The 17,086-nt window shown below is 54.9% G+C and carries 15 protein-coding genes; all 15 read right to left on the bottom strand.

Annotated features, from left to right (window positions below; translation table 11 throughout):
* Positions 1–214 precede the first annotated feature (214 nt).
* A complete protein-coding gene (locus ACTNDJ_RS03990) occupies positions 215–889 on the bottom strand; it encodes a hypothetical protein (RefSeq protein WP_441083394.1) in 675 nt (224 codons plus the stop codon).
* Between the two features lie 262 nt (positions 890–1,151).
* Positions 1,152–2,411, bottom strand: a complete 1,260-nt coding sequence (locus ACTNDJ_RS03985; protein WP_441083393.1) for a nucleotide sugar dehydrogenase — start codon at positions 2,409–2,411, stop codon at positions 1,152–1,154.
* Between the two features lie 68 nt (positions 2,412–2,479).
* Positions 2,480–3,520: an NAD-dependent epimerase/dehydratase family protein gene (locus ACTNDJ_RS03980; protein ID WP_441083392.1), complete on the bottom strand. Its 1,041-nt coding sequence runs from the start codon at positions 3,518–3,520 to the stop codon at positions 2,480–2,482.
* Between the two features lie 36 nt (positions 3,521–3,556).
* Positions 3,557–4,729, bottom strand: coding sequence for a non-hydrolyzing UDP-N-acetylglucosamine 2-epimerase (gene wecB, locus ACTNDJ_RS03975; protein WP_441083391.1), 1,173 nt, complete (start codon positions 4,727–4,729; stop codon positions 3,557–3,559).
* A 43-nt stretch (positions 4,730–4,772) separates the two neighbouring features.
* A complete protein-coding gene (locus tag ACTNDJ_RS03970) occupies positions 4,773–6,218 on the bottom strand; it encodes a lipopolysaccharide biosynthesis protein (protein WP_441083390.1) in 1,446 nt (481 codons plus the stop codon).
* Positions 6,215–7,216 (bottom strand): GNAT family N-acetyltransferase, encoded by a 1,002-nt coding sequence (locus ACTNDJ_RS03965; RefSeq protein ID WP_441083389.1) that lies wholly within the window; start codon positions 7,214–7,216, stop codon positions 6,215–6,217. The genes ACTNDJ_RS03970 and ACTNDJ_RS03965 overlap by 4 nt, the downstream gene beginning before the upstream one ends.
* A 57-nt stretch (positions 7,217–7,273) precedes the next feature.
* Entirely contained in the window at positions 7,274–8,434 is a 1,161-nt protein-coding gene (locus ACTNDJ_RS03960; RefSeq protein WP_441083388.1) for an ATP-binding protein, read from the bottom strand.
* Entirely contained in the window at positions 8,421–9,833 is a 1,413-nt protein-coding gene (locus tag ACTNDJ_RS03955) for an O-antigen ligase family protein (RefSeq protein ID WP_441083387.1), read from the bottom strand. Before ACTNDJ_RS03955 ends, ACTNDJ_RS03960 begins: the two co-directional genes overlap by 14 nt.
* Entirely contained in the window at positions 9,826–10,791 is a 966-nt protein-coding gene (locus ACTNDJ_RS03950) for a hypothetical protein (protein ID WP_441083386.1), read from the bottom strand. Before ACTNDJ_RS03950 ends, ACTNDJ_RS03955 begins: the two co-directional genes overlap by 8 nt.
* On the bottom strand, positions 10,788–11,894 hold the full coding sequence (locus tag ACTNDJ_RS03945) for a glycosyltransferase (RefSeq protein WP_441083385.1): 1,107 nt from the start codon (positions 11,892–11,894) through the stop codon (positions 10,788–10,790). Before ACTNDJ_RS03945 ends, ACTNDJ_RS03950 begins: the two co-directional genes overlap by 4 nt.
* Entirely contained in the window at positions 11,891–12,382 is a 492-nt protein-coding gene (locus tag ACTNDJ_RS03940; protein WP_441083384.1) for an acyltransferase, read from the bottom strand. Before ACTNDJ_RS03940 ends, ACTNDJ_RS03945 begins: the two co-directional genes overlap by 4 nt.
* A complete protein-coding gene (locus ACTNDJ_RS03935) occupies positions 12,379–13,467 on the bottom strand; it encodes a glycosyltransferase family 4 protein (RefSeq protein WP_441083383.1) in 1,089 nt (362 codons plus the stop codon). Before ACTNDJ_RS03935 ends, ACTNDJ_RS03940 begins: the two co-directional genes overlap by 4 nt.
* 144 nt (positions 13,468–13,611) lie before the next feature.
* Entirely contained in the window at positions 13,612–14,817 is a 1,206-nt protein-coding gene (locus ACTNDJ_RS03930; RefSeq protein WP_441083382.1) for a polysaccharide biosynthesis C-terminal domain-containing protein, read from the bottom strand.
* Positions 14,818–14,830: 13 nt separating this feature from the next.
* Positions 14,831–15,889 (bottom strand): polysaccharide biosynthesis protein, encoded by a 1,059-nt coding sequence (locus ACTNDJ_RS03925; protein WP_441083381.1) that lies wholly within the window; start codon positions 15,887–15,889, stop codon positions 14,831–14,833.
* Positions 15,882–17,084 carry a glycosyltransferase family 4 protein gene (locus ACTNDJ_RS03920; protein ID WP_441083380.1) on the bottom strand — a complete coding sequence of 401 codons (1,203 nt, stop codon included), beginning with the start codon at positions 17,082–17,084 and terminating at the stop codon, positions 15,882–15,884. Before ACTNDJ_RS03920 ends, ACTNDJ_RS03925 begins: the two co-directional genes overlap by 8 nt.
* Positions 17,085–17,086: the final 2 nt, after the last annotated feature.

Below are 17,086 nucleotides of genomic sequence, written 5' to 3'. Positions count from 1 at the left end.
AAAACTACCTGGTAGCAGCAGTTATTAGTGTAGCGAGATCAGATATCGGGCGAAGAAGGAAACCTGTGATCGGCTCCCAAAATTAGGCGTAAATCGTTTTGCCAGTCGGTGAAAGGCATTCGTGCCGAAAATGTTGGTGTAGGGGCGACCCCCTAGCGTCTATTAAACAAAGAGCGGTCACCAGTCCATTACCTCTATCCTCGCTTATTGTGCGCTATCCAATCGTCAGCGTAATAAAGACCTCCTCATTTCCCAACTCAAAGAGATCCTGAGATAGTTCTTGAGAAGTCTTCGTTCCAAAGCACCCCCGAGTCAAATAGGGAACCGAACAACCGCGCACCCGTTGCAAATCTTCAGCAAGCTCCGTTCTCCTAGTCAAATGAGCGATATCAGTTAGATCGCCAAGCTTAAGAATTAGAGGCTCATATGAGCGTTCATTCCTATTAACGGCGATACGCCATTCAGCTTGGTTTGCATAACGAACATTCTTTACAAACACTCCTGCATTAAAATGTGGAATCCTATTTGGAAAAACCATATAAGCAGGTAATGGATTATGAGATTTTAAATCCATTGTTGATTTAACAACTTCAGAGGGATTCAACTGAACGCTATCTCTATATTCAACCGGAGCAGCTACAAAGTCATAACCCAATTGCAGAACGGCTGTCCTAAGCCTAGATATAAGTTCACAGGGATTGTCAATAACAACAATCCATGAACCAAGGTCAAGGCCCGGATCGGGCAATTCAACTAAGTCGACTCTCGTATCTACTTGCTTAATGAGGACACACGAAAAGCAGCACACATTACAGTAGCCTGCGCCTCTCGGTATTGCATACGATTCTTTTGCAAGGATACCGAGTAAATCTTCAGGAAAGCCCCGCATGAGGAAGCCTGTCGGACTGGATCAAGAGGCCCGACGCAGTCGATTGCAGCACGGGCGATGTCCCGTTCTTGATGCTCAAGGCTAAATGCAGGGAAAATGGAGTTCGTTGCTTAACGTGCTATATACAACGCATCGCTCACCAGCTGCAAAAGGAATCAGTCTTATACCAAAAGAGGTCATATCGGCGTTAGCCGATATGACCTCTTTCTTGACAATGCGACTCATAGATAAGGCTAAAAATCGCGGTCGGGAATCCTCTCCCCTAGTCCCGCTTAAACAGATCCCTCGTGTACACCTTGTCCGCCACGTCCGCGAGCTCGTCGCTCCAGCGGTTGGCGACGATCACGTCGCAGCCGGCCTTGAAGGCCTCCAGGTCGTGCGTGACCTCGGAGCCGAAGAACTCCGGCGCGTCCAGCGTGGGCTCGTAGACCACCACGGGCACGCCCTTGGCCTTCACGCGCTTCATGACGCCCTGGATGGAGCTCGCGCGGAAGTTGTCGGAGTTCGACTTCATCGTCAGGCGGTAGACGCCCACGACCGGCTTCGGCTTGCCCTCATACACGCGGTCCCACACCATCTGCAGCACTTCGTCTGCCACGAAGTCCTTGCGGGTGCGGTTGGCCTCCACGATGGCCTCGATCAAGTTCTGCGGAACGTCCTTGTAGTTCGCCAGCAACTGCTTGGTGTCCTTGGGCAGGCAGTAGCCGCCGTAACCGAAGCTGGGGTTGTTGTAGTGGCTGCCGATGCGCGGCTCCAGGCACACGCCGTCGATGACGTCGCGGGTGTTGAGGCCGCGGACCTCGCAGTAGGTGTCGAGCTCGTTGAAGTAGGCCACGCGCAGCGCCAGGTAGGTGTTGGCGAAGAGCTTCACGGCCTCGGCCTCGGTGGTGCCCAGTACGAGCTCGGGGATGCCCACGGTACCGTCGGCGTTCACGCGCTCCAGCTCAGCGGGATCGGCACCCTGCGCAAGCAGGCGGGCGAACTTCTCCGCCGCGGCGACGGCGTCGGCGTCCTCCTTCGGCGCGCCCACCACGATGCGGCTGGGGTGCAGGTTGTCGTAGAGCGCCCTGCTCTCGCGCAGGAACTCGGGGCTGAAGAAGATCTTGCTGTCGCCCAGCCTCTCCCGCAGGCCCGCGGTGTAGCCGACGGGGATGGTCGACTTGATGACGATCCAGGCATCCGGGTTCACTGAGCGCACGGCGGCGATGGCGGCCTCGACGGAGCTCGTGTCGAAGAAGTTCCTATCGCTGTCGTAGTTGGTAGGCGTGGCGATGACGGCGTAGTCGGCGCCCGTATATGCCTCGGCCACGTCGACGGTGGCATGCAGGTCGAGCTCGCGCTCCCCCGCCTTGGACTCCGCCAGGAATCGCTCAATCTCGTCGTCCTGGATGGGCGACTCGTAGTTGTTGATCTTCTCGACCTTCTCGGACACGATGTCCAGCGCGTGCACCTCGTTGTGCTGCGAGAGCAGGACGGCGAGGGACAGGCCAACGTAGCCGGTACCGGCAACAGCGATCTTCATGTCATTCTCCAATTGTCAAAGAACAGTATTCAGCATGAAAAATGACCCTGCTACAGGGCCATGATTTGCTAAATGTTGTAGTAGCGCTTATACCACTTGGCAAAGGCCCTCAGGCCGTCCTCGAGCGGCGTCGCGGGCTTGTAGCCCAGGTCGCGCTGGAGCGCCGTGGTGTCGGCGTAGGTGACGGGAACGTCACCGGGCTGCATCGGCACGAGCTGCTTGTGGGCCTCAAAGTCGTAATCGGTGGGAAGCACGCCCTCCTCCACCAGCACGCGCTGCAGCGTGTCGACGAAGTCGAGCAGGTTCTCGGGATGAGAATTGCCGATGTTGTAGACGCGGTGCGCGGCGAGCGGCAGCCCGTCCTCGCCCATCTTCACCTCGGGCGCGGCGTCCACGACGCGCCTGACGCCCTCGACGATGTCGTCGACGTAGGTGAAGTCGCGGCGGCAGTCGCCCATGTTGAAGATCTTGATGGTCTCGCCGCGGCGTAGCTTCTCGGTGAAGCCGAAGTAGGCCATGTCGGGCCTTCCCATGGGGCCGTACACCGTGAAGAAACGCAGGCCGGTCGCTGGAATGGAGTAGAGCTTGGAGTAGGCGGCGGCCATGAGCTCGTTGGACTTTTTGGTGGCAGCGTAGAGCGAGACCGGCGAGTCGACGCGGTCCTCCTCGGAGAACGGCACCTTCTTGTTGCCGCCGTAGACCGAGCTGGAGCTGGCGTAGACGAGGTGCTTGACCGGGTGGTGGCGGCAGGCCTCGAGCACATTGAAGAAGCCCACGAGGTTGCTCTCCAGGTATGCGCGCGGGTTCTCGATGGAGTAGCGCACGCCCGCCTGGGCGGCGAGGTTCACCACGACGTCAAAGCAGTTCTCGGCGAACAGGCGCTCGATGAGGGCGGCGTCGCAAAGGTCGCCGCGCACGAAGGCGAAGCGGCCGTCCGTGTCGGCCTCGGCCAGCATGCGTAGGCGCGCGTCCTTGATGCCGGGGTCGTAGTAGCTGTTGAGGTTGTCAAGGCCGACGATCGCGTCATCGGTCTCATCGAGCAGTTTCTTGACGAGGAACGCGCCGATGAAGCCGGCGGTTCCGGTAACAAGTACTTTCCGATTAATCATAAATTCCTCTTTTGAGATATCGTGTCCGGTTCAGGCTCACAGGCCCTTCCTCCACACCATCTTGTCCACGACGCCGGTGTAGCTCTGGATAATCTTGACCACCTTGGTGGACACGGTCTCGTCGGCGTAGTCGGGCACGGGCGCCTCGGGCAGCGACCCCTCCGCGTCGAGCTCGACGGCGGTGTGGACCGCCTGGAGTAGGCCGCGCTCGCTGATGCCGGCGAGCGTGAAGCACGCCTTGTCTAGCGCCTCGGGGCGCTCGGTGGAGGTGCGGATGCACACCGCCGGGAACGGGTGGCCGACGCTCGCGAAGAAGCTCGACTCCTCGGGCAGCGTGCCGGAGTCCGACACCACGGCGAAGGCGTTCATCTGCAGGCAGTTGTAGTCGTGGAAGCCCATGGGCTCGTGCATGCGCACGCGCGGGTCCAGTTGGAAGCCGGTGGCCTCCAGGCGCTTGCGGGAGCGCGGGTGGCAGGAGTACAGGATCGGCATGTCGTACTTCTCCGCGAGCGCGTTGATGGCGGTGAACAGGCTCGTGAAGTTGGCCTCGGTGTCGATGTTCTCCTCGCGGTGCGCCGAGAGCAGCATATACTTTTTCGGCTGCAAGCCGAGCTCGGAGAGGATGTCCGAGGCCTCGATCTTGCCCAGGTTCGCGCGCAGGACCTCGGCCATGGGCGATCCCGTGACGTAGGTGCGCTCCGGGGCGCAGCCGGTGTCCTTGAGGTAGCGGCGGGCGTGCTCGGAGTAGGCCAGGTTGACGTCGGAGATCACGTCGACGATGCGGCGGTTGGTCTCCTCGGGCAGGCACTCGTCCTTGCAGCGGTTGCCGGCCTCCATGTGGAAGATGGGGATGTGCAGGCGCTTGGCCGCGATGGCGGACAGGCAGCTGTTGGTGTCGCCCAGGATCAGCAGTGCGTCAGGCTGGACCTGCACCATCAGCTTGTACGAGGCCGCGATGATGTTGCCCACGGTCTCGCCCAGGTCGGCGCCCACGGCGTCCAGGTAGACGTCGGGGTCGGCGAGCTCCAGGTCGCGGAAGAAGATGCCGTTGAGCGTGTAGTCGTAGTTCTGCCCGGTGTGCGCCAGCAGGCAGTCGAAGTGGCGGCGGCACTTCTTGATGACCTCCGACAGGCGGATGACCTCGGGGCGCGTGCCCACGATGATCAGAAGCTTCAGGCGACCATCATCTTGGAATGAATATTGATTCATCGGAATTAACTCCTTCACTAACAGCTAATGCTTAGCTATTGCGTCATCGTCTTCTTGAAAATCTACGAGACACATACGAGAGCAGAAAACGCTGTTCTCGACTCCCAACCATCTTTGACGCCAATAAATACAGACCAATGCCAACAACAACTTGCAAAATCAGACGAATCGAATAGTCCCCGATCAATCCGTTGAGCGCCCAGACCACGACAAACGTTAGAAGCGACGCGAAGGCAGTCTTCCAGGTTGCTCCAAACACCATACCCGACGTAATGGGCAGAAGCTTTGCTGCTGCCCATCCCATCAGGATGCTAGAAAACGCCATGGAGACGACGAAGGAAATGGCCACTCCAATCGGCCCAAACGGGATAAATGCGATTAAAAACGCAATGCTGACAATATCTTTCACGATCTCCAATTTCAAGATGACAGAACTCTTGCCCGTGGCATAAATCGCTTGTCGAAACACTCCCTGGGCCGGTTGGAAGAGCTGAGCAAAGCAAAACAAGGTGCAAAACGTGGCCGCCGGCAACCATTTCTCTGTTAGCAAAAGAACCAAAGCCGCCTCAGACGATGCGGCAAAGATAATGAATACCGGCGTCACGGCATACACAACTAAGCTTAAATACCTAGTGCATTCGCACGCCAATTTATGAGGCTCATCTTGTAACCGAGAAAACACAGGCAAAAGGACACCGCCAACAGCGTCGTAGATGCCCCTCATCAACGTCGAAGGATAAGTCTGCCCCCTGTCATAGTAAGAAAGCTGCGCGGTAGTGTATTCACGTCCTATGAAGAGACTCCTTGCCGCCTCGACGGCGTATGATAGAAGCTCCGAAACTAGGATGCTACCTCCGAAATCGAATATATCCCTCAAGCGTTTGAAGGAAAAACTAAAAGACGGCTTCCAAGCAACTTGAGACAGCATTGCTAAAACAAGAACGAGCTGATTCAAGACTGTTTGCGCGACCAGCGCCCAAAGACCAAAGCCCGCTACCGCCATCGCAATGCCGACTACGCCGGAAATGACGCTCGAAAACAAACCTCGCAAGAAAATAGCCCTGAACATCATATCCCGAACGAGAAGGGCATTCTGGATGCAAGACAGTCCGCTTAGAAATAGAGAAGTCGAGATAACGACCAAACCGCTCTTCAGCTCTGGAACTCCAAAGAACGAAGCGATGTATGGAGAACAGAAAGCCAATATGAGAAACAGCAAGGCGGCAATGATCTCGCAAGCCCAAAAGGCCGAATCGCAGTCCATATCATCGACCGCTTTCATCCGAATTAGCGATGACCCAAAGCCTTTTTGTACGAAGATGTTCGCGATGTTTACGAATATCATCAGTATCGCCAAAGCGCCAAACGCTTCGGGAGCGATAATTCTTGCAAGAACAATCTGTACAACAAGATTGATTCCTTGGACGCTGAACCTCTCAAACAGTTTCCACGCAAAAGAACCCGCAACAGAACTTTGAGTACCTGTCATTTTTCTCCCATAATCGTATAAGTGCCCCGTACGCTTAAAGTGGGCACTCCATTAAGTTTTTTCTTGTATCCCTCGCTACCCCGTCCAAGATTGAATTCAAATGGCTCGCCTTCAAATTGCTTGAGGCACTCGTTGATTAATACCATTCCAGGACTGTAGCGACTAAACTCGTCATCGATCGCAAGCCTGGGAACGTGAATATAGTTTTTGAATTGATAGCCAGCCAAGAAAGCGGCGCACTTGTCGTTTACAAGTAATTGATAGATTACTCCAGAAGGCGAGCTTGATACGGTCTGGTAAACGAGATCTCGCTTGCTCGCCCTGATCCTTTTGAATTGCTGCCACGCAGAGGACTTATAACCCCAATCCTGCCTCCGCTTTTGATATATTGCATCTATTTCCTGAAGCAGCGTATCGTCTATTTCCTGCTGAACTATCTTCTTCAGACCGAAGCAAAGTCCATCGTTTGACAGCCGATTATACGACGTTCTAATATTCTGCCTGGTTTTCTTACTCAACCCATCAAACCAATTTTGATACCCCGACGCGGCAATCATGTAGTTCTCGAACTGCTCGGACGGCTCCAAGAAAGAATACATCTTTGAACGCTGCGACACGAATATGAAATCAAGCCTATAGTCCGCGAATAGATTATGGACAGTATCAAGGATGTCCTTCATCTCATCCCTCCCCAAAGAATCTCGGTAAACGAAATCTAGGGTTCCCGCATTCGTACCATGCCCGAGGAGACGAATCGCCTTACAAGGATGCTCATCCAAAACCAGCGGCGCAATCGCAATAGGTTCTTCAGCATTGGTGAAAACAATGAACCTGCAGGTCGTGTTTCCCCGGAGGATATTGCTGAGTGACGTTTTCCTATTTACATAACACATAAAGTTAAATTCGTACGACTGATAGTAATTCTCAGGAGCATCCGTCTGAATTGAAAGCCAGTAATCGCGGGTTTTCTCTATGTTGTCGAATATCAGGTATTCCACTTGCTAACTCCCAAAATAGACGCTCTATGAAACAATTGATGAAAGCGGGTATGCGTATCAGGACTTGCCAACTGGAAGATGCCCCGCAATGCGTCCTAGCATCAAATCAGACCAGTATGCTCGAACAGGCCTCATATCTCCTTTGACGGCAAAAATATGCCTTGAGTCCCTAAACTGTTTGATCCATTTAGCCGGCCGAATGTTTCCCTTAATCACATGAAATACATCACGTTGCTCGACCATAAAAGGGCGGTTGTCCGACACAGGATGCGATAAAACAGCACCCGAGACCCAAAGTGCAGGAACGTTGCACCCTAACTGAGTCATGGCGTAAGAGGGTGCTCCGACGCGGAAATTGCACTCGATAAAATAGGCCTTACCAGCACTGAATTTGAACTCCATATCATAGATGCCAAAAAAGCCTGCTTTGTCAATGAAAGATCGAACAGCATCAAGGTCAATCCCGTCATGAGAACTCACGAACCGCGCATATGACGTGCTGCCGTTCGCAAGCGGATACTCTCTGATTTTCTCTATAACCCCAGCGACCGAAGAAACACCATTGCGACTCCTGTAGCCCATAACCTCGACCATATGGGAATCCTTGCCGCAGATGTACTCTTCAATAAGTACTCTTTCATACCCACCGGAAAAGAACTTCTTCAGACACTGGGACGCCTCTTCACTTGTATATGCGATGGAAATATCGGACTTTAAACCCTCTACACTAACAACAGGCTTAATAATCACAGGAAAATTCAACTGTTTTGAAACTTCTAGTCCGCCTGCCACGCTTTCCACAACCAGCCCAGCAGCCGTATTCAAACCGCAGGAGCGAGCCAGTGCCTTGGCCGTCGCCTTGTCTTCAAGCGGCAAAAGCCCACCTGCAATACCAGGTGCAACACAATTTCCCGGAAGGTCCTCCAGAAAACCGCTCACGACTATAGCCGCCTTATCCGAAGTCGGAACTACGGCGACGGGACGGTGAGATGCGGCACAGATTTCGGTCAACGCTTCGTAAACAGAAGCATCGCTCGGAGCAAACCGAAGCCCAGAGACCCATTTCGACTTCGTCACACACGTCGCATGATCGGACATCAGAACAAGAGCAACAACAAATCCAGCCTCACCAAGGCTTCTTACCACGCCAAGAGTGTTGTAATGGTCATCACCAATCACCACAACCGTGTCGCCTGACTTAATTTTATCGAGTCGCATCGAATGACGCCCTCCTGTACTTGATTTGGCGTTCTCGGCCCATCTCTCCCCGACAGATGGTTTGGGTTCTTTGGCCGCATCGATTTTGAAAGCAGGGTAGTATGGAAATACATACGTAGACGAAATCGTAATCTGATAATGCAAGACCGAAGCACGTAATAGCGAGAGGCAACATGTACAGAAGGCGCGGATCGCTACAAACGCCCTTGATGTTTTTCAGGGAGGGCTTAACGATAAAGACGAGACACGCCAGTCCCACAATCCCCAGCTCTGTGAGTAGTTCTATATATGCGTTGTGGGCGGCATCGCCCAAGCCAGAGGCATAGCGCCCATTGTCGAAGCCAAAGCCAAACGCCATATAACCGACGTTACTTAACCATTTGCTCAGATAAGCATTCCAAATAGCAGCGCGCCCTGTCGTAAGATCTTGCCCAGACCCCATCCTTAACATAAATCCAGGCAGAGCAACCTCGAAAATCACCGCAAGTAGGATAGCTGTGAGGAGAGGAATGCCAACGATGAACAAAACAGCCTTTTGCTTCGAGCTCCCAAAAGACCGTTTCCCTAAAACTACACAAAACACCACTGCAATGAGGGCCAGTGTTATGGAAAAGCTCTTTGAATAGCTCCTAAGGCCCTGCGCTACAAGAAACACGGTAACAAGCACATCCATGACCTTATAACATTTTTGTTTCGTTACAAGTAAATCGCCCAAGGAGAGAGCCACGGCGCACAGAACCAGCTGCGAAAAGAAATTGGCATCGCCGACTAACCCGCTAAACCGGTCATAAACGACACCCGCTGTTTGAAATGTGGATATCCTGGAAGCGATGTCAACTGCCAAGCTCGGATAAACGTTCGCGGCGAGAACCATTGCGGCGACCGAAAGGGGAAAGCACATCGCAACAGCAGAACGCATTTGTTTAAGAGAATGCCCATCTTCCGAGTCAAGCGCGAGTATGGAAGCGACGCAAAGGGCAACGTTGACTAAAAACGCAAAAACCTTGTTAAGCGAAGCCCCGACGACGATAACATCAATCAGTTGGGCTGCCGCCAAAACAGAAAAGGCTGCGACCAACGGATAAAGAACCGGGTGATTCGCAGCCAGTCCGCGCATTCCAAACAGCGCCTTTGCTATCAGAACCAAATAGAATACAACTGCGAAACTTGGAAGGCCGGCTCCAGCCTTGAACAGGCCCGAGAATGGCTGAACTGCGAGCAAAAACACGAAATTTGACTCGATATTGCTTCTAAAAAACCAGATAAGATAGCCGACGAAAAATGGAATCGATGCCATGTAGCCGATGTACATGTGCAGCGCCACCATGCCGAACAAGGTCAAAGGCAAAATTATCTGATATGGCTGGAAACCACTATCCGCACTAGATATCCTAGGCAAAATCTCTCCCGTCGCGCGATGTTTCCTCGAATTCGGCCAGTGTGTAGCCAACATAGTCCTCTGATATCTTTGAAAAAAGAACTTCGAGAGAGCCGTAAAGGTCATCAATTTGGCTGTCCGTTTTAAATGTAGGGTTAAGCCCAGCAGAGAGTTCCGAAGAATGAAGGATAAATTCGAGGAAGGGGTAGCCGTTAGCCGTGGCGTGATCGACAAGCCCCAACATTGCATCGAGGTTGTCAGTCGAGGGCCTTAACCAGAGCTTTCTATTAAGCACATGTCCCGCGGCACCTTGCACATTCGATAACGGCGAACTCTCGCGCCTCATCTTCCCCGTAATTCGCGAGGCCGGCGCAATTGTGACGGGCACCTCGAGCAGTGCATCGCCATCCACCACATTCTTCTTGCCAATACGGAAGGGATGATTACGCACCTCAGAGAAATCTGGCCCTCCGGCATTGCAGCCTTTTGTCCCTGTCCAGTTAACATACGGGGTCATGCTGCAATCGACCCTGATTCCCTCTTCTAGCAAGATCTCGGCATATTCCTCCGACAGGCCCCAACGCCCTGCCCGATGCGAGACAACTTTGACACCGGCACGCTCCTCTATCATCTGCTTAAGGATTCGAACCTTTTCACGAATTTCATTTGGTGGGAACTCTGACAAGAAAGGCTGGGAGTCACCATATGCGAAAGACGACTCGAAAGGGGGGCTGTTCCATGCGTGAATATGCAGCCCAATCTCGCATCTACCCTCGGCGCATGTCCTTGCAGCAAAATCGACATACCAGTCATCGCAAATCATCTCATAGTCTGTAAGGTATACGGGCTTGAACCCGTACCTATCGCACAGGGCCTGAAACCTTGGGAGATTCCTTGCATTGTGAGTCTTTATTACCTTAGGATTGTCCCAAAGGGAATCGCCTTCGGTATCGATGGTAATTATGAATGGTCTTCTCATTTCTTCGCACCTACCAGGTCGTTAATGAGGCCATTCCATTGAGCGCAAATGGCGTCCGGAGAAAAGAGGGCCTCAGCAAGAACACTTGATTTGTTCCCCATCCTGCTCATATCGCTATCGGTCAAGGAAAGACACTTGCGCAATGCTGCCGCTATAGCGGGCGCATCGAACCCACCACAGACAATTCCATTTCCCTGGCCCGCAAGAACATCAAAATCGGAAACGGGCGTCATTAAGATGGGCTTCCCAAAATGCATGCCCTCGCATATCGCATTCGGCAAGCCTTCCACAGTGCTGAACAAGCCTACGACATCTGCGGCAGCAATTATAGGGTAGATGTCTTCAACCGCTTCATGCAATCTCACGCAATCAGACAGTCCGTTATCGCGCACAATCGCAGAAGCCTCATCGAAGGCCCGCGTATCACCCGCAACTACTTCCGAACGGCCATACCAGTCAATCCGAATTGCTTCCCTCTCGCTATTCGTCAAAAGGCTGACTGCACGTGTTAGTTCAACCGGGTTCTTCAAGTACTGAAAACTTGCCGTAACGACAATGTTCAGTTTTCCCCGTCCGGACGGGTGCTCGAGAGGAGAGACGCTCTCGACAACGAGAGGGTTGTAAATAACATGCATCTTGTCGGAATACTGCGGAAAGGCATTCTTCCACATGCCACAAGCCAGCTGCGAATTACAAACAATTGCATCAGAAAAAATCTCGAACCTTTTCATAAATTTAGCCCTTTTAGACACGAAAGAGGATTCTTTCGCGCTAAGCTCATTCGTGATCAGCTTCCAGCTGTGTGGTCCCATCGATGAGACGCATGCGATAAAATTCGGGGTCTCCAAGAAAGAAATCACAACATCGGGGGACGTTTTTCTCAGATGTTGTCGAACGCTCAAGATCAAATCGATGTCGTTCTTCGACTCAATGTAGGTTTCATATACCCCGAAAGAATGCAGCTGATTAGCAAAGAAATCAGCCGCACGATATACGATGAAATCAACCTTGTGACCAGAATCAGTGAACAGCTTTGCTAAGTTGACAAGCTGCCTCTGGGCGCCGCCAGAACCAAGAGAGTCAATCAGGCACGCGATTTTCATCTTTGAACCAAATCCTTAACTACAACATCACGTCTGTCATACATGATTGAATATGGAGGCACATCACGATTGACAACAGCACCCGCCGCAATCACAGAGCCATCCCCAATCGTCACGCCCTTTAAGATGAGGACGTTGCTACCGACCCAGACGTTATTCCCGACAACAATCCGTGCTGTAATGTATGGTGGTTCGCCGTCTTCGGTTAAACCACGGAAATCGTGATCATGGTCATAAAGTCTGACTCCCTCACCAAACGTCGACCCATCGCCAATCGTCACAGAATCACGGCAGTTGATTGAACAATAATTGTTAAAGAAACAATGCGAGCCAATCGAAATTCTTGATGACGGTGTCGAAGGATTCAGAAAAAAAGCTCGCCTAAAAAAAGTCCGCGACCCCATGGTAATTTTTTTACCGTACCTCAATTTCAATAGCATCTTTTTAATAACGCAGACACTCAGGCCCGGGATAGATGTCAATTTCATCGTTCTCCAGCCACCGCTCTATACAAATCAATATATTTGCTGATGACGGTCTCTTCCGAATAAAGCTGAGCTGCCTTACTGCTGTTGGCCGACCCCATTTCCCGTCTTCTTTCGCCTTCATTCAAATACTCGAGCGCCCCTACGACACTACCCAAATCGTGATAATCAACGACAAAGCCACCGTCTTCTCCAATCATGTCCGCATTGGCCGCCCAATCGGTGACCACACAGGGGAGGCCGGCGCTCATTGCCTCAACCAAGGAATTAGAGAAACCCTCGCCCTTGAACCTGGAAAGAAAAAGGAAAGCGTCAGCCTTCCCGTATTCGTCGAGAATGGCATCTTTGCTTAACTGCCCAAGCAGCACAACGTTGCTCGGCACCGGGATATCCGATGGGAAGTCGCCCTTACCTGCAAGGCGGAACTCGATATTCGGTAATTCCCGGGCAATTTTGAGAATGTCGAACGCTCCCTTACTCTCTATGATCCCGCCCGTGTAGAGTACACTTCTCAGCGGGCCATCATATGTTCGAAGCGCCTCTCTTGAAATCTCGAGCTCGGCGCTTGAAACGAAGTTCGGGACAAGATACGTAGGGGTCCTATAGAACTCGTTCAGGAACTTCTCCGAAGCACGATTGAGCACGATTGCCGCCTCAGACCGAGACAACAGCAACCCCAACAGCCAACTAGTTATCCCATTGGTCACGTAGTTCGGGATAGTACAGCGGAAATGAATTATGAAAGGAACGCCGAACCTGTTTGCGATCGACGCGCAAACGATTTCCCTGAGCATGCTCAATGGCGCAGCTGGAATGCTCGCATGGACGGCGTCGACGTCACCGCCCTTTAGAGCCGTCCTCAAGTCACCCCAAATCCTGAAACACCTCTTCAACTCTTGCGATAAGCTTCTCTTCGCCTCTCTGCCATAAATCTCCCTACCCGCAATCACGCTTTCGTCTATATGCACGAAGTCAACATACCTAGAGGCGAAATCGGAATGCAGCATGCGCAATGTCCAAGATGCAATTCCTCCAGCCGGGGGAGGTATAGGCCCGATGAGCGCTATCTTCAATTTGTTCTGCAACATGTTCTCCCCATAAAGACTATTTTGAATAAAGGGCAGGGTTTTCGCCCAGATTGCTTGGTTTCCTGTATTTCAAAACTCGAGCCGGGTGGGCCCCTCTTCTCAGGACGTCACAAGCTTTATATAGCGTTTTCTAAATCCCATGGTTCACACTTCCTCATAGTAGGTGTCGGGGTTCTCGGGGTCGAAGGGCTCGTTGGCCCACATGACCGTCACGAGGTCCTCGGAGTCGGACAGGTTGGTGATGGAGTGCGTGTAGCCAGGGACCATCTCCACGGCGCGCATGTCGGAGCCGGAGACGATGTACTCGTCGACGGGGAACGGGTTGCCGTCGGCGTCCTCCCCCACCTTCCTCAGCTTGATGGAGGCGGTGCCGGAGACCACCAGGAACCTCTCCCACTTGCTCATGTGCCAGTGGTTGCCCTTGGTGATCCCGGGCCTGCTCACGTTGATGGAGACCTGGCCGCGCTCCGGCGTGCGCAGGAACTCGGTGAACGAGCCGCGGTCGTCCACGTTGGGCCTGAGGCCGTAGGCGAAGTTCCCCGGCTCGTAGTAGGAAAGGAACGTGCTCCAGAGCTTCTTGGAGAAGGAGCCCTCCGAAAGGTCGGGCACCGAGAGCGTCTCGCGGCTGTCGCGGAAAGTGCCCAGCAGGTAGACGATCTCGCCCAGCGTCTTCACGTCGGTTTCCGGGACGTAGCAGAACCCGTCACCGTCGACGCGCTCGAGGCCCTCGTAGCCGCAGCGGTGCTCCTCGCCCAGCAGGGCGCCCAGCATCTCGCCGACGAGGTCGTCGATGTAGAGGAGCTCCAGCTCCACGTTGGGGTCGCTGACGGTGTAGGGGCGCCCGTTGGCGATGGCGTCGCAGAAGGTGGCCACGGCGGAGTTGTAGCGCGGGCGGCACCACTTGCCGTAGAGGTTGGGGAAGCGGTAGATGAGCACGGGCGCGCCGGTACGCTCCGAGTACTCCCGGAACAGGCCCTCCCCCGCGAGCTTGGACTCACCGTAGACCGAGCCCTCGAAGCGGCCGGAGAGGCTCGCCTGCGCGGAGCTGGAGAGCATGACGGGGCATTTGTTCCCGTGGCGCTCGAGCGTGTCCAGCAGCGTGGAGGCGAACCCGAAGTTGCCCTCCATGAACTCCGCCTGGTCCTTGGGGCGGTTGACGCCGGCCAGGTTGAAGACGAAGTCGGCACGGGAGCAGTAGTCCTCCAGCTCGGCGGGCGCCGAGTCGAGGTCGTACTCCATGACCTCGAGGGGAAGGAGAGGCTGACACTTGGCGCGGCGGTCCTTGCCGTCGCGGATGTTCTTGAGCGCGCAGCAGAGGTTCTTCCCGACGAAGCCCCTGGCGCCGGTCACGAGGACGCGCACCCTACTGCACCGCCTCGTGCTCGCGGCCCTCCAGGGCCAGCTGCACGTACTCGGCGGTCTTGATCTTGGCGATGGTGCCCTCCACGTCGAGCCTCTCGGTGTTGTGGGAGGTGTAGGACTCGTCTGCCTGGGTCTCCACCTCGCCGTCCACGACGAACTTGTCGTAGTTGAGGTCGCGCGAGTCGCAGGCCACGCGGTAGTAGCCGCCCATGTCCTCGGCCCTCAGGCGCTCCTCGCGGGTCATGAGGGTCTCGAAGAGCTTTTCGCCGTGGCGGGTGCCGATCACCTGGGTGCCTACGCGGCCGAAGACCTCCTGGACCGCCTCGGCGAGGTCGCCGATGGTGGAGGCGGGGGCCTTCTGGATGAACAGGTCGCCGGGGTTGGCGTGCTCGAAGGCGAACTGCACCAGGTCCACGGCCTCGTCCAGGTTCATGAGGAAGCGGGTCATGTTGGGGTCGGTGACCGTGAGCGGCTCGCCCTTCCGGATGCGGTCGATGAACAGCGGGATCACCGAGCCGCGCGAGCACATGACGTTGCCGTAGCGGGTGCAGCAGATGGTGGTGCGTCCGGCGCCGTTGCGGGCGTTGGCGTAGATGATGGACTCCATCATGGCCTTGGACTTGCCCATGGCGTTGATGGGGTATGCGGCCTTGTCGGTGGACAGGCACACGACGCGGTCCACGGCCTCGTCGATAGCGGCGTGGAGCACGTTGTCCGTGCCGATGACGTTGGTGCGCACGGCCTCCATGGGGAAGAACTCGCAGGAGGGCACCTGCTTCAGGGCGGCGGCGTGGAAGATGTAGTCCACGCCGTGCATGGCGTCGCGGACCGACTGGGCGTTGCGGACGTCGCCGATGAAGAAGCGCACCTTGGAGGCGAGCTCCGGGGACCTCTCCTGCAGGCGATGGCGCATGTCGTCCTGCTTCTTCTCGTCGCGCGAGAAGATGCGGATCTCGGCCAGGTCGGTGCCCATGAAGTGCTTGAGCACCGTGTTGCCGAACGAGCCGGTGCCGCCCGTGATCATCAGGGTCTTGTCTTTGAATGCAGTGGGTTTATTCATTGAAGTGCTCCATTATCAGCTCGTAGCTTGTCTCGGACGTGTAGTTCTCCTCTAGATAGAGGCGTGACCTCTTGCCCATATCATCAATTTGCGCATCGGTGAGAGCGCGGCACTTCTCCAAGAAGCTTTTCGCCGAGGCGCTCGACCCGGCAACGCCGAAACCATTGGCCTCGGCAATCCTACCCATGTCGCACACCTCGTCGGTTGCGGTCACAACAGGTAGCCCCGCCTGCATGTAGGAGAGCACCCTGGAGGGGAAGTTGGGGATGGTGAACCTGTGGTCAAGAACGACAAGGCCGACGTTGCAAGCGCACAGCATCGTATCGTACTCGGAGCGTCCGAGTGACCCCAGGAGCATCGCATGGGCGGGCGCTTCCTGCTCGAAGTAGGCCTCGAGCAGGAAGCGCTCAGTTCCACTGCCTGCGATCAGGAAGAACCCCGCGGGGTCCTTCTCGTTCTCGCGGAGCACTTCGATGAAGAAATCAATCGCCTGGGGCTTTCCGAGGTTGCCGCCATAGACGAAGATTCTCTCGCCGGAGGGCAGACCGTACTTGGAGCGGAAGGCCTCAGGGTCCTCCCCGGCGAGGTCGCGCGGAACAATTGCGTTGGGGTTGACCTCGACCCGCGACGGGTCGAGCCAAGGCTCGTGCTCGAGTAGATAGTCCCTGTTGGCCGGGGACATGCAGCCGATCCAATCCGCGGCCTGATAGGTCTTTCTCTCGCTGCGCTTGAAGAAAGCGTATATCGGCGCCTTGGGACCGCTCTTGCTGAGCATTCCGAGGTCGATCGCGTTCTGCGGGAAGATGTCCTTGAGAAGGAGATATGTCCTGGCGCCCGTAGCTCGCTTAACCTTTTCCACGACACCCGAGATAGTAGTAGGGGGCGTTGCGTAGAGCACTAGGTCGAAATCGACGCCCGGGACGAAACGCTTGAGGGCGTCAAGGTACCTGACTCCGATGGAGAGCGTCGAGACGCCCTTCTCTATCAGATTGGTCTTGGTGATGTTGCCGACCGCGACGCGGATGATATTGATCCCACACTCGCATGCGAGCTCGGAGGGCAAGCCCGTGCGCCTCTCTCTCGGCGAGAGGGCGTAAACGGAGTGACCGTGCTCGGCGAACGTCCTAAGGAGATCGGTGTATATGCCGGTGTCCCCGGACTCCATGGGGCTCTGGCTCAGAAAGAGGACCCGCATAC

The sequence above is a fragment of the Collinsella sp. HCP3S3_D1 genome (assembly GCF_052064015.1).
Taxonomy (GTDB): domain Bacteria; phylum Actinomycetota; class Coriobacteriia; order Coriobacteriales; family Coriobacteriaceae; genus Collinsella.
Note: the sequence above shows the minus strand (reverse complement) of the source record. Positions and strands in the feature narration are given on the sequence as shown.

What these genes read in the sequence shown, in the direction of transcription:
- ACTNDJ_RS03940 (WP_441083384.1), bottom strand. Translation starts at nt 12,382, where the DNA reads ATGAAATTGACATCTATCCCGGGCCTGAGTGTCTGCGTTATTAAAAAG.
- ACTNDJ_RS03925 (WP_441083381.1), bottom strand. Translation starts at nt 15,889, where the DNA reads ATGAATAAACCCACTGCATTCAAAGACAAGACCCTGATGATCACGGGC.
- ACTNDJ_RS03945 (WP_441083385.1), bottom strand. Translation starts at nt 11,894, where the DNA reads ATGAAAATCGCGTGCCTGATTGACTCTCTTGGTTCTGGCGGCGCCCAG.
- wecB (WP_441083391.1), bottom strand. Translation starts at nt 4,729, where the DNA reads ATGAATCAATATTCATTCCAAGATGATGGTCGCCTGAAGCTTCTGATC.
- ACTNDJ_RS03980 (WP_441083392.1), bottom strand. Translation starts at nt 3,520, where the DNA reads ATGATTAATCGGAAAGTACTTGTTACCGGAACCGCCGGCTTCATCGGC.
- ACTNDJ_RS03960 (WP_441083388.1), bottom strand. Translation starts at nt 8,434, where the DNA reads ATGCGACTCGATAAAATTAAGTCAGGCGACACGGTTGTGGTGATTGGT.
- ACTNDJ_RS03970 (WP_441083390.1), bottom strand. Translation starts at nt 6,218, where the DNA reads ATGACAGGTACTCAAAGTTCTGTTGCGGGTTCTTTTGCGTGGAAACTG.
- ACTNDJ_RS03990 (WP_441083394.1), bottom strand. Translation starts at nt 889, where the DNA reads ATGCGGGGCTTTCCTGAAGATTTACTCGGTATCCTTGCAAAAGAATCG.
- ACTNDJ_RS03985 (WP_441083393.1), bottom strand. Translation starts at nt 2,411, where the DNA reads ATGAAGATCGCTGTTGCCGGTACCGGCTACGTTGGCCTGTCCCTCGCC.
- ACTNDJ_RS03935 (WP_441083383.1), bottom strand. Translation starts at nt 13,467, where the DNA reads ATGTTGCAGAACAAATTGAAGATAGCGCTCATCGGGCCTATACCTCCC.
- ACTNDJ_RS03920 (WP_441083380.1), bottom strand. Translation starts at nt 17,084, where the DNA reads ATGCGGGTCCTCTTTCTGAGCCAGAGCCCCATGGAGTCCGGGGACACC.
- ACTNDJ_RS03950 (WP_441083386.1), bottom strand. Translation starts at nt 10,791, where the DNA reads ATGAGAAGACCATTCATAATTACCATCGATACCGAAGGCGATTCCCTT.